This is a genomic window from Priestia sp. JNUCC 25 (assembly GCF_053667915.1).
Genome location: NZ_CM132211.1, coordinates 1,728,129 through 1,741,029, shown reverse-complemented (window position 1 = coordinate 1,741,029; position 12,901 = coordinate 1,728,129). Strand labels below are relative to the sequence as shown.

14 protein-coding genes are annotated in these 12,901 nt (G+C 34.3%); 8 read left to right on the top strand and 6 right to left on the bottom strand.

The features are described from left to right. Positions 1-110: 110 nt before the first annotated feature. The 3 genes from JNUCC25_RS08840 to JNUCC25_RS08830 form a co-directional block, all read right to left on the bottom strand. Positions 111-1,115 carry a DUF3231 family protein gene (locus JNUCC25_RS08840; RefSeq protein WP_064471542.1) on the bottom strand — a complete coding sequence of 335 codons (1,005 nt, stop codon included), beginning with the start codon at positions 1,113-1,115 and terminating at the stop codon, positions 111-113. Between the two features lie 215 nt (positions 1,116-1,330). Then, positions 1,331-1,645 (bottom strand): DMT family transporter, encoded by a 315-nt coding sequence (locus JNUCC25_RS08835; RefSeq protein ID WP_029324441.1) that lies wholly within the window; start codon positions 1,643-1,645, stop codon positions 1,331-1,333. Then, complete coding sequence (locus tag JNUCC25_RS08830) at positions 1,645-1,974, bottom strand: DMT family transporter (protein ID WP_029324439.1); 330 nt, start codon at positions 1,972-1,974, stop codon at positions 1,645-1,647. Before JNUCC25_RS08830 ends, JNUCC25_RS08835 begins: the two co-directional genes overlap by 1 nt. A gap of 280 nt (positions 1,975-2,254) precedes the next feature. On the opposite strand from JNUCC25_RS08830, the gene JNUCC25_RS08825 reads away from it, so the two are divergent. Further along, complete coding sequence (locus JNUCC25_RS08825) at positions 2,255-2,728, top strand: hypothetical protein (protein WP_013056453.1); 474 nt, start codon at positions 2,255-2,257, stop codon at positions 2,726-2,728. A 380-nt stretch (positions 2,729-3,108) separates the two neighbouring features. After that, positions 3,109-5,172, top strand: coding sequence for a cation:proton antiporter (locus JNUCC25_RS08820; RefSeq protein ID WP_064471541.1), 2,064 nt, complete (start codon positions 3,109-3,111; stop codon positions 5,170-5,172). A gap of 435 nt (positions 5,173-5,607) precedes the next feature. Here JNUCC25_RS08820 and JNUCC25_RS08815 read toward each other — a convergent pair whose 3' ends face one another. Continuing rightward, entirely contained in the window at positions 5,608-6,042 is a 435-nt protein-coding gene (locus JNUCC25_RS08815) for an ArsI/CadI family heavy metal resistance metalloenzyme (RefSeq protein ID WP_029324435.1), read from the bottom strand. A gap of 50 nt (positions 6,043-6,092) precedes the next feature. Further along, positions 6,093-6,422, bottom strand: coding sequence for an ArsR/SmtB family transcription factor (locus JNUCC25_RS08810; protein WP_029324433.1), 330 nt, complete (start codon positions 6,420-6,422; stop codon positions 6,093-6,095). Positions 6,423-6,829: 407 nt separating this feature from the next. Between JNUCC25_RS08810 and JNUCC25_RS08805 the strand changes: the two genes are divergently transcribed. The 5 genes from JNUCC25_RS08805 (at position 6,830) to recA (ending at position 10,467) form a co-directional block, all read left to right on the top strand. Further along, on the top strand, positions 6,830-7,177 hold the full coding sequence (locus JNUCC25_RS08805) for an ArsR/SmtB family transcription factor (protein WP_013056449.1): 348 nt from the start codon (positions 6,830-6,832) through the stop codon (positions 7,175-7,177). Positions 7,178-7,195: 18 nt separating this feature from the next. Next, a complete protein-coding gene (locus tag JNUCC25_RS08800; RefSeq protein ID WP_013056448.1) occupies positions 7,196-8,494 on the top strand; it encodes an arsenical efflux pump membrane protein ArsB in 1,299 nt (432 codons plus the stop codon). A gap of 24 nt (positions 8,495-8,518) precedes the next feature. Continuing rightward, positions 8,519-8,941, top strand: a complete 423-nt coding sequence (arsC, locus tag JNUCC25_RS08795) for an arsenate reductase (thioredoxin) (protein WP_013056447.1) — start codon at positions 8,519-8,521, stop codon at positions 8,939-8,941. A gap of 303 nt (positions 8,942-9,244) precedes the next feature. Next, positions 9,245-9,439 (top strand): hypothetical protein, encoded by a 195-nt coding sequence (locus JNUCC25_RS08790; RefSeq protein ID WP_064471540.1) that lies wholly within the window; start codon positions 9,245-9,247, stop codon positions 9,437-9,439. Beyond that, positions 9,436-10,467, top strand: coding sequence for a recombinase RecA (gene recA, locus JNUCC25_RS08785; RefSeq protein WP_064471539.1), 1,032 nt, complete (start codon positions 9,436-9,438; stop codon positions 10,465-10,467). The genes JNUCC25_RS08790 and recA overlap by 4 nt, the downstream gene beginning before the upstream one ends. Positions 10,468-10,772: 305 nt before the next feature. Here the strand turns inward: recA and JNUCC25_RS08780 are convergent, their stop codons facing one another. After that, entirely contained in the window at positions 10,773-12,095 is a 1,323-nt protein-coding gene (locus JNUCC25_RS08780; RefSeq protein ID WP_029324422.1) for a DUF1565 domain-containing protein, read from the bottom strand. 175 nt (positions 12,096-12,270) lie between these two features. Between JNUCC25_RS08780 and speG the strand changes: the two genes are divergently transcribed. Further along, a complete protein-coding gene (speG, locus tag JNUCC25_RS08775; protein WP_013056444.1) occupies positions 12,271-12,795 on the top strand; it encodes a spermidine N1-acetyltransferase in 525 nt (174 codons plus the stop codon). Positions 12,796-12,901: the final 106 nt, after the last annotated feature.

The following is a 12,901-nucleotide window of genomic DNA, read 5'->3' as shown; positions in this document are numbered from 1 at the left end:
GAAAAAACTCCCCCAGAGCGTTAAGGGAGTTTTCCTGCTACATTTATTTATCCAAAGGGTTGAAACCTTATCAGTTTCTTGAGTAGTTTGCTCACTATATAAGAATTTACTCATTTTTCTTTTGCAATTTCTTTTCTATTAGGAGCAAGTGGTGGTTGTTCTAACCATTTATTTTTCACCATAATGTTAAACCATTTTTTTGTTACCATTAGATTTTTGAGAATGGTGCCTTCATAAATTGTTACAAGATCTGTTCGCATGGCTGATGCTAAACCTGTTCCGTGATATGCTTGTGCAGCTTGGAACAAGAAACCAATATGATACATCATTAATTTATCAGAAAAAGGAGAATCTGTTGAAGTTGTTACTTCTGTCTCCCACGATTTAGGAACTGGTAAATTATCTGCGTGCATGATTTTTGAAAAGGATTGTATTTGATCATCAGCTGTTTTCTCCGAATCCTCTAAAAATTTTCTTACTTCCTTTGATTGAGAAACCTGACTAAATCCAATAGAAAGAGTTTTAGCCATAATGCTTTTTTTAAGGTTGAAAGAAATACTTATGATTTCTAGTGCCGTTAAGCGTCTGCCTTTTCCGAAAAACCCATCCGTAAAATCCTGGCTAGAAATATATTCAGGGTTCGTAGCCGGATAAAAATAAGGATCCTTCTGAAACTCTCCTTTTTCAAGTAATAATTCAATCGTTTGATGATACATCCTTTTTGCATCATTATCACATGTATCGTAGAAGTGGCGTAAGTCTTCTCTGACAGAAACACCTAATGAAGTTGTATGTCCTAGCAAGCCATGTAACGTCATGATATGTAAATAATTCAAGCAGAATATATCAGTGAATAATCTTTTAGTACCTTTATTAAGGTCAGACTCAGTAAATCCAATTGGAACTGGAAACCCTTCCTTTTCTATAAAAGCTACGATTTGTTTCTTTTGTTTTGCGAAGGTCTTGATAGCATCTTCAAAAACGATTTTTATTGACTCATCCTCAATAATAGAGAACATATATCGATTTACTACATCTGTCATCGTTCCGTTTACATACTCTCCCCATAGTGTTCCTATTTCGGAAGATGTGAGTTTTAACTTATTTTTATCCACATTATCACCTCTTGAATAATATTCACTAATTTAGTAATAGATATGAATTTTTTCTTAATAAAAAGGGGGTTTTAGCATATCATTTCCGATAATTTTGATTATGTAAAATAAAAAACCAACTAGAAATCTATTCAGTTCTAATTGGGTTTTTATTTTATAAGCAATCTTCAAATGAGATGAAATATTAAATTTCATTATGAAACTTACCTTAATGATTAACTAGCCATTTTTAGACCAATCACTCCTATTAAAATAAAACAAAGAGATATAAGTTGATAAATCCCTAATTTTTCTTTAAACCATAAGATGCCTGTTAAAGTAATTCCTACACTTCCAACACCTGTCCATACTCCATAAGCGACTCCAGCAGGAAGTATGCGCATAGCATTAGATAAACAATAAAAAGAAAAAGCAAAACCAATGACCATAACGAACAATGGCCCCTTCTTTTTAAGACCATCCATATACTTCATTGCAACTGTAGCAATAACTTCTTCAATACCAGCTAATATTAATAATGCCCAGGCCATCATTGTTCACCCCTGCTCTCGTGTTCGTTAGTAAATGTTTTCATTCCGACAATTCCTGTTAGTAAAATTAATAAAAAGATAATTTGTGTAATAGAGAAAGGCTCACCTAAGTAGACCCCAATAAGATAAGTTCCTGCCGTTCCGATGCCTACAAATACAGTATAGGCTGCAGCAACTGGGATCTTTTTATATGAATAAATTAGTAGAATAAAGCTTACTAAAATTAAAATAAAGGTGATAATCCATTCTAAAAGGGTATCGGCATACTTAAGACCTGAAGCCCACAAAACTTCTAAAATCCCAGCAATGACGACCAATAACCATTTCATTTTACTCACTCCTTAAAAATGACTGACTGTCATTCATTATATTCTAACTTCAAGAAACTGTCAAAAGGAAAGTGATTACACCATTTCACCGTTCTTCAGTAATTTGAATGATAATTAAAATTTAAAATAAATTAAAAACGTCAAGATAAAAAAGAACCCTTGTGACAAGGGTTCTTTTTTATGGTTGGTTCCTAGAGATCACATTATGGTAACTAGAATTGAACGCCTTATATATTTAAAATAAACGTATCTAAGCATTTTGAAAGGAGTTATTTATTTAATGAATCTTCCTAATGGAGTAACGGGTTTTTATAGTTCAATAGATAATAAACCGAATGAAATAGATGAGAACCATTTTAAAAGTATCTGCTTCGATTTGATCAGAAGAAATCAAGGGAAGATATTAAAGATTGATGAGGCAAATTTAACAAGTAATTTTTCAAAGGTAAAAGTAAATGTTTTTAATCGAGAGATATATGTGTTACTCAATGCATATTATCCTTTTCTCGCTCTTGCTTCTACTGTTGAATTTCAACATATTAATTTTATTGATGATCCTGTGTTATCAAAGGGTTTTATGCCATTCTATAAAGTTCTAAGTAAAGAAGAACTTAATGAACCTTTAGATATAAGAAACAGCAAAGGAAAAGTAAGCTTAGAAAATAAGAATAACCTGAACAGCAGTGAGTTAGAACAAATCTTTTATTGGAAACCAAATACTGTTGGAGAAGTTATGTTCAACTTTTGGGATTGATCTTATGAAATAAGCTTCTTTTACTACAAAATTATTTCCGATAATCCGTTTTATGTTAACTAAAAATATATAGTATTTACATTTTAAGAAGAAAAAAGCAACTGTCCTATATCAGTGGCTTTTTTTGCAATGAATGCATGTCGTCAACTCGAAAACAGAATGAAAATTTCCAAATAGACACTTCCCAGCGTCCCAAATAGTTTGCTCAAGACATTGAATTTTATAAATAAAATTATACTTCTAGGAGAAGTTAAGGAGAAAAACAAATGTTTATAAAATAAGTTTTAAGACTAGAGCTTTTAAATTATATATAGTACTATTGGTGTTTCTGAAAAAGCTCATGATAAAGTGAGGAAGTAGAAAGTGAGGTCGAAATATCTATGCACTTCCCTCTTAAGGAACCAGTTCTTATATTTGGTTTTGCTGTATTAATTTTTTTATTGTTCCCTATACTCATGGGGAAATTAAGAATACCTGCTATTATTGGTCCCATTATTGCAGGTATTATCGTTGGACCAAATGGGCTAGAAATATTAGAACGAGATTCGACTATTCAATTGCTTGGAACAGTTGGATTGCTGTTTATCATGTTCATAGCAGGGCTTGAGTTGGATCTTGATGGTTTCAAAAAATACCGAAATCGCAGCATTTTGTTTGGAATGCTCTCGTTTTTAATTCCATTAGTTCTTGGAGTACTCATAGGGTTATGGCTTCATCTCAGCATGCTTTCAGCCATTCTATTCGGTAGTATTTTCTCTACCCATACCCTTTTAGGATATCCTGCCATTAGCCGGCTAGGCGTGGCGAAAAACCAAGCTGTCACCACAGCAGTTGGCGGTACATTATTAACCGATAGCTTGGCATTACTTTTTCTTGCCGTCATAACAGGGGCGTCTGAAGGTCATTTAACAGTTGGATTTTTTGTATACTTGATTGTTGCAACGGCTCTTTTTGCGGTAGTTGTTCTATTCTTAACTCCTTACCTGACAAAGTGGTTCTTTAAACGTTCTAATAATGAAGGAACAACAGAATTTAATTTTGTTCTAGCCATTTTATTTGTTGCAGGAGCAATCTCTTTATTTGTTGGATTAGAACCAATTATCGGCGCATTCTTGGCTGGTCTGGCTTTAAATCGGTACATTTATGACCATGGTCCGTTAATGAATCGAATTCGTTTTACGGCAAATGCCTTATTTATTCCATTTTTCTTGTTATCTGTAGGTATGTTGATGGATCTTGGCGTTCTTATATCCAGTCCCAAAACATTGTTAACCATCGCATTAATTACCATTGTAGCAATTGGAAGCAAACTACTTGCCAGTTGGGTTACCAGTAAAGTATATGGTTATTCCAAGACTGAACGTAACGTTATATTTGGTCTTTCCACTACTCATGCAGCAGCAACACTAGCCATCACACTTGTTGGATATGAATTTGGATTATTTGACCAACAGATCATCAATGCTGTAATTATTGTTATATTAGTTACGTGTATTCTTGGCCCTTACTTGTGTGAAAAATATGGAAGAAAACTAGCTGTTGCACAAGATAAAGAATCACTGGATGATACACTTCCAGAACGTATATTAATAACCATTACGAATTCAGACACAATAGAATCTTTACTTGATTTAGGATTTGTTCTTAAGAAGGCGAAAAAGACAGAAGAACCGATTTATCCCCTAACAGTTATTCAAAAGGATTTAAAGCAAGCGGATCATGAAGTAGCACAAGCTGAAAGAATGCTTGGACACGCTCTCACGTATGCATCAGGAGCAGATGTTCCCGTTAGGTTATTGACACGCGTAGATCATAATATTGGATGGGGTATTGAACGTGCTGCTACAGAAGAACGAATCACAACAATTATCGTAGGATGGGATGGTTCAGTGAAAGAAAGCCAAAAGGTCTTTGGTAGAGTTATTGATAATTTCCTTGAACATACCTATCAACGCTCACTCATTACAACAATTAAGCATCCGTTGAATACGATGGAACGAGTGATTCTTATTCTGCCAAATAATATCGTACACAAGCCAGGATTTGAAGATTCAATTGCAATTATTAAAGGTATTGTATCCCAACTCAATGCGACAATTCAAGGTCTTGTCATTCGTGATGACTTAGAAGCTTATAGAAAAGCTTCGGAACAGGTACACCCTAATGTCGAAGTCGAGTTCCAATCCATTGATTGCTGGAATTCCGTTTACAAAAATGGTTTGAATGATATTAAGTCAACTGATCTTGTGATTTTATTAAGTGCTAGAAAAGGTACTGTGGCATGGCACCCGGAATTAGAAACATTACCTAAAAAGCTAGCTTCGATGAATCTTGAAAACTTCATCGTGTTCTACCCAACAGAAATGAAGGAAACAGATATTCGAGGCTCACGTGGTACAGAAATTCCCAAAGAATTACTTCTTAAAAGTGATTATGAAAGCTAATGATGTTTTATATGCCACAGTGTGGTCTAATATATCATTAAAAAAATTTAATTGGCTAAAAAATAAAACCCTTGTCACATCTATATTTGTGGCGAGGGTTTTATTTGCATCACATGTAATCTTACACCTTTTAATTAATAAAAAAGTTGATTGATTTGCAATAGGTTGTTACGACATACGAGTCTTTATTTAGCAAATAGATAAAGACTTATTAATTTTATATTCCTTTTGGTTATCTAAAATCGGTTTTATGTTAACTAAAGTTGTAGATGATATTCACTTCAAAAGTAAAAAAACTCTCTATTTCCGTAGAGAGTTTTTCTACTACAAGAATTATCTATCATATAGGTTGACGTGTTGGAGGATCTTGGACAATTTGTTCAAGAATCAAATTTGTAATCCTCTCTAATAAGATCTGTATTTTTAAATGGAGAATTAACAACAAGCATTATCTACAGGTAGCTTTTCATTTGGCCCAACGCTATCCTCACCCTTATGAACCTCACTATCAGATTTCGTATAAAAGAATTCCCATTCATTCCCGTCAGGATCTGTTACCCAAAACTTATCTTGTACAGCATAGCAGCAAGTTGTATCCATTTCTTGACGGGCAAAGAAGCCTTCTTTTTCTAATCGTGATTTATGAGAATGGATTTCTTGGGGAGTTTCTACTTGGAAGCCGAAATGATTCACTTGATTACCCTTTACTTCGTCCTGTACATTTAAAGTGAAATTTAATCTTGGCTCATCTAATAAGAATTTAGCATAATCTACTTTCGTTTTCACAGGATGAACGCCAAATACCTTTTGATAAAACTCAATGGACGCCTCTAGATTTGTTACATTAGTTCCTACATGAACATATTTCATTTACACTTCCTCCTTCGCATGATAAACAATATTATTTTGAATGTAGTAAATTACGAGCATGAGCCGCTTTTACTTGTATCTTTTCTAAACAAGCAGCAAAGCTCCTCAGATAACAGGTGATTTACCTCTTTATCATTTAAATCATAATAGCTCCATGTCCCTTTCGTTTCTTTTGTGATGAGGTTTGCTTCTAATAAAATCTTTAAATGATAGGAAAGTTTAGATTGAGACATTCCAAAGCATTCAGTTAGATCACATACGCATGTCTGTCCTCGCTGACAGAGCTCATACATAATTTCTAATCTCTTTTGATCAGCAAGAGCTTTAAATTTTTGTTCGTACTGTTTAAATGGGTGCTTTTCTTCATTAACTTTTTCCATTGTCATTCCCCTTCATCAATTTTTTTTGATTTAAATTTCAAAGCTTTCGGCAGCTTTTTTAAAGTTACTATATGTAGTTTCCCCTCTTAGCATAGGATCTTGATGAAAAAAACGCTGAAAGATTAGGTTTTGTGCTTTCTTATGGTTCATCCCTTGAGTGTTCATAACTAAATGAAAATAGGCTCGAAAGTACGTAACTGATAAGTTTCCAGAGTTGTTGACTCTCACTGCTTTCATCCTCACTTTTATAAATCAATTTTTTTTGATGTATTCATCATAACTGGAAAATTTAGATAAATCAAGGTATTCATCAACTTTTTTTGATTAATATTTAGAATGTATATTTTCGTTGAAAATATAATAAAATACTTATATAATTATATTTGAAAATAAGGAGGCGAGTCATAATGGATGTAAAAGCGCAGGTAGAAGTGGAAAAAGCAGTACAGATACTGAAGCTGCTTGGGGATAAGACAAGATTGTCAATGATGAAGCTGCTTCAAAATAACGAGTGCTGTGTTTGTGAGCTAGTTGAAATTTATAAAGCAAGTCAACCGGCTATTAGCCAACACTTACGTAAATTAAGAGATATCGAACTTGTAAGTGAAAGACGAAAAGGACATTGGATCTTCTATTCCTTAAATAAAGGAAACAGCTATTATCAGTTTGTCCTTGATATACTCGATTCTTTGCCAAGCGAAGATGAACGATTAAAAGAACTAGAAAAGCAAGGATTACGTATTAGTTGTTGCTAATAATAGGAGGTTTGTAAAGTGGTATCAGTTATAGTAGCCTCCCTCATTTTCTTAGTGACATTGATTTTTGTCATTTGGCAGCCGAAGAACTTGTCTATTGGCTGGTCAGCATGCGGAGGCGCAGTATTAGCTCTTTTAGCGGGTGTGGTTGATTTCCATGACGTGCTAAATGTAACTCAAATTGTATGGAATGCAACATTAACGTTTATTGCAGTTATTATTATTTCCTTAATTTTAGATGAAATTGGATTTTTTGAGTGGGCAGCTTTACATATGGCACGAGCTGCAGGAGGAAATGGCGTTCGCATGTTTGTGTATGTATCCCTACTTGGAGCTGTAGTAGCCGCATTATTCGCAAATGATGGAGCAGCCTTAATTCTAACACCTATTGTACTTGCCATGGTACGAGCACTGAAATTTGAAGATAAAATGGTCTTTCCTTTTATTATCGCCAGTGGATTCATTGCAGATACAACATCGTTACCTCTTGTAGTAAGTAACTTGGTCAACATTGTATCAGCTGATTTCTTTGGTATTCGCTTTTCTGAATTTGCATCACGTATGATTGTGCCAGATCTGTTCTCACTTTTGGCAAGTATTGTTGTCTTATATTTGTACTTTCGTAAAAGCATTCCTAAGAAATACAACTTAGATGACTTACAGAAACCGGTTGAGGCTATTAAAGATGAAAAAATGTTCCGTTTATCAGGAATCGTTTTATTCATTTTAGTTCTTGGTTACTTTATTGGTGAGTTTTTCGATGTTCCCGTTTCAATTATTGCAGGAATTATTGCAATTTTATTCTTAGGAATAGCGAGAAAGAGTCCCGCTGTTCACACTAAAAAAGTGTTAGCAGGAGCTCCATGGGCAATTGTTTTCTTTTCCATTGGTATGTATGTGGTTGTCTACGGATTACGTAATGTAGGGCTAACTGAAGTATTAGCAAGCCTTATTCAAACAGCGGCTGACCATGGATTGTTTGCAGCAACTATTGGCATGGGATTCATTGCAGCCATTCTTTCATCGATTATGAACAACATGCCAACCGTGATGATTGATGCTTTGGCCATTGATGCAACTTCTGCAACAGGTACAATTAAAGAAGCCTTGATTTATGCAAATGTCATTGGTTCGGACTTAGGACCAAAAATTACACCTATTGGCTCTCTAGCCACTCTCTTATGGCTCCACGTTCTTTCGACAAAAGGAGTTAAGATTTCTTGGGGAACCTATTTTAAAACAGGTATCATCTTAACCATCCCAACATTGTTTATTACGCTTGTTGGTTTATATATTTGGTTATCAATTATTTCTTAACATATTATAAAGGAGATTTTACACATGTCTAAAAAAACACTTTATTTCTTATGTACAGGTAACTCTTGCCGTAGCCAAATGGCTGAAGGATGGGCAAAAAAATATCTAAATAACGATGAATGGGATGTACGCAGTGCAGGATTAGAAGCTCATGGATTAAATCCGAATGCTGTAAAAGCAATGAAAGAAGCTGGTGTTGATATTTCAAATCAAACATCTGATGTTATTGATCCTGAAATTTTAAATAATGCAGATTTGGTCGTTACATTATGTGGCCATGCAGCAGATCACTGCCCAGTAACGCCTCCCCATGTGAAGCGTGAACACTGGGGATTTGATGACCCAGCAAAAGCTGAAGGAACAGAAGAAGAAAAATGGGCGTTTTTCCAGCGTGTACGTGATGAAATCGCTGAACGTATTCAGCGTTTTGCTGAAACAGGTAAATAATTAATCAAGAAGCAGTCTATTTGTGTAGACTGCTTTATTTCTTCCTGAAATCTGTTTTATAGTAGACTGGGAATATGAGGAATACGTTATTAGTCTAACCAGATTTGTAGATTCATATACATACAAATTTAAAAATGCAGATTGTAATCGATTCTACTTCTATAAAAAGCGTCACTTATTGTTACTTATTTAATTTAACTTATATAAAAGTAAAAGTATAAACTTACTTTTTATAAATATAAGATATTCTTTTAGCTAGTTTGTAGAAAAACTTTCGCCTTTACAATTAGATGCGTTTATTGTATGATTACACAACAGGAACATTTGTTCGATGCTAAGGGTTTAGAGATGAATGAAGGAACACCAGAACAAACTAAGACAGTTAAACACAAAATTTTCTCGCACGGAGCAAAAACATTTGAGCCAACTCTTATTATTTATCGAAATACCTTGGCGTTTATTGTAAACGTAATAACAATCGGAGGTTTCAAATTATGAATGATAAAAAAGCAGCATTAGATATGGCTCTAAAACAAATTGAAAAACAATTCGGTACAGGATCAATTATTAAAATGGGAGAAGGCACACATACAAAAGTTGAGGCATCTAGCTCAGGCTCATTAGCTTTAGATATAGCTCTTGGAATTAATGGTTATCCCAAGGGAAGAATTATGGAAGTTTACGGGCCCGAAAGTTCAGGTAAAACAACCGTTTCCTTACACGCAATTGCAGAAGTACAAAAAAATGGAGGTCGAGCTGCCTTTATTGATGCTGAACACGCACTTGATCCGGTTTATGCAAGAAAACTAGGTGTAGATATTGATGAGTTACTGTTATCTCAACCAGATACTGGTGAACAGGCACTTGAAATTGCTGAAGCATTAGTTAGAAGTGGTGCTGTAGATATTATTGTTGTTGACTCAGTAGCAGCATTAGTTCCACAAAAAGAAATTGAAGGAGAAATGGGAGATTCTCACGTAGGTTTACAAGCTCGTTTGATGTCTCAAGCTCTTCGTAAACTATCTGGAGCAATCAATAAGTCTAAAACCATTGCCATCTTCATCAACCAAATCAGGGAGAAAGTAGGCGTTATGTTTGGAAATCCGGAAACAACGCCAGGTGGAAGAGCACTAAAATTCTATTCTTCCGTTCGTCTGGAGGTTCGCCGCGCTGAACAACTTAAACTCGGAAATGACATAGTTGGTAATAAAACAAGAATTAAAGTAGTCAAAAATAAAATGGCACCTCCTTTCCGCATTGCTGAAGTAGATATTATGTATGGAGAAGGTATCTCAAAAGAAGGAGAAATCTTAGATATCGGCTCTGAAGTAGACATTGTTCAAAAGTCTGGATCTTGGTTTTCATATAATGAGGAGCGTTTAGGACAGGGACGAGAAAACGCTAAGATTTTCTTAAAAGAAAACCCTGAAATTAGAGAAGAAATTAGAAAAAGAATTATTGATTTCAAGTATAGTGATAATGTTAATAACGATAACGATAACGATAGCGAAAAAGAAAACCAATAAAAGCATAAAACACCTTTCCCACGGCTTGAACTGCCCCCCCCCATTATTAGATAAAAAAACTCTAATGATTGGGGGGTTTTTATGTCAAGACTATTGATTTGTACCTAAATAAACACTACTCATATAGAGAAACAGCATGAATCTTCTTGCAATCCATTGGTATATTTACAACGAACGCACCTGTCTCTTTGTTTCAATGAAATAAAAAGTATAATCAGCAGATAGTGAAGTGAATAATTTTTCGGCCTCAAATAGAATCCCAGCGAGTAACTAAATAAAGAATATCTTCTAAAAAGAAATTCTTATTAAAAAAGCCTAGGTGATATGATAGTAGAACTTTCTATTTCTGCCCCCTTCCATATCCATCGATTCGCTTTATCTCTACTTTTATTTAGGTACACATTATGATTAAGTTGATTATATTTATTTGAGTAATGAAGATTGGCCAGAAGCAAATTAGATTTTACTGAAACCATAACATTATTGTTGATAGTGTTATGAGTTGCATGATATTGCATCAGTAATTGGCCACCATCCATGTTCATCGTATCATTTCCATATAAAATATTATGTTCAATAAGAGTATTTATCGTCCCTCCACGTTTTTTATCATAGCCTCCAATTGAAATTCCTGTAAAACGATTCTTATAAATCATATTCCGTATAACTTGAACATTGCTAGTTTGTTTACCATAGTGTTCACTTGCGATTTCTATTCCTAGATCGTTATGACTTGAAACGTTACGCTCGATAATAACATCTTTTCCTCCGTCTACGTAGATTCCACCAGCGGAGTATTCATATTTGTAAGCAGGGTTTGAATAACTGCTGACGTTGTAAATATGGTTTTCACTAATGAGTCCTTCACGGGCTCGGTCATATTTCTCAATAGGAGCTACTTTTTCAAAGCCAATTACGTCAATCCCAATATTATCAACGTTTCGAATTGTATTGGCATTGACGATAAAATCTTTAACATTCCCATTTAGAGTCAGCGCTTCACTAAAACCTAAGGTCAGGTTTTCAAGTAGGTTTCGCGATATTTTAATGTTTTCTAATGAACGCGGCGCTTTGGATCCATAAAAAGCTATTCCATGAGCGTTTCCATTTTTATGTGCAGTCTTAATATCGAAAATATGATTATTAATAATTCGAAGGTTCTTTCCACTTCCTTCTACTAAAATACCACATGGTGTATTTTGTTCCTTAGAAGTAGAAAAATGACCTATATTCAAACCTTGAATTGTTATGTAGCTCTTATTTTTTATGCTAACTAGCCCTCCATCTGTAGAACGGCTTTTTATTTTTTCTCCACTAATAAGGGGCTTTTCACTTTTATAGTTCCTGAAGATAATAGGCTCTTGTTTAGTACCTGAACGGCTAATAATTAATTGTTCATAGTAGATACCGCCTCTGATGTAAACGGTAGTTCCGGGCTGAGCTGCTTCACTTGCCTTTCTTAATGTTCTAAAAGGTTTGCTTTTAGTACCTAGGTTTCTGTCATCCCCTGTAGGAGAAACATAAATTTCATGATGTATTATAGGAGCTGCTGAAGGTTGATTAGCTGCCTCAACCCTTTGGTTTATACAGCATAGTAAAATAAGAAGAATACCAACTGCTTTTTTCATAAGATCCTCCTTAAAGTTAATGAATTTCACTTGCAAGATTTTTAAATTATACTATGGTTCTTTTAATAAGGATGGAAATAATCGCACTATGTCTTATTATTTTTTAAAACTACAACAATTTTTACATTTAAAACAGAAAGTGCTAAAGTAATGCTAGAATGTGGAGGTTTGAGAAATGAATAAGGAACTTAAGTTACGTCCTTTGGAAAGAGAAGATTTAAAATTTGTCCATGAACTTAATAATGATGCAAACATTATGTCTTATTGGTTTGAAGAGCCTTATGAAGCTTTTGTAGAGCTACAGGACTTATATGATAAACATATTCACGATCAAGGTGAGCGTCGTTTCATACTTGAAAAGGACGGGGATATGCTTGGGTTAGTGGAATTAGTCGAAATTGATTATATTCATCGTAGAGCAGAGTTTCAAATTATCATTGACCCTACGTATCAAGGTCATGGTTACGCCATGGTTGCCACAAACCTAGCAATGAATTATGCCTTTTCGGTATTGAATATGCATAAACTTTACTTAATTGTAGACAAGGAAAATGAAAAAGCAATTCATATCTATAAGAAGGTTGGTTTTTCTATTGAAGGCGAGTTAAAAGATGAATTTTTTGTTGATGGAAGCTATCATAACGCTATAAGAATGTGTATGTTTCAAAAAGAATATTTACAAACCAAAAATAAAAACTAAAGTTGAACTAGTATAAGAGTCCTGGTCACTAAAAAAAGAAGAAAGAATGAAATTAGGCTTCTGCTATAGGGGTGAAAAATCCTGGAGGAGAAATGTGCAAACCATT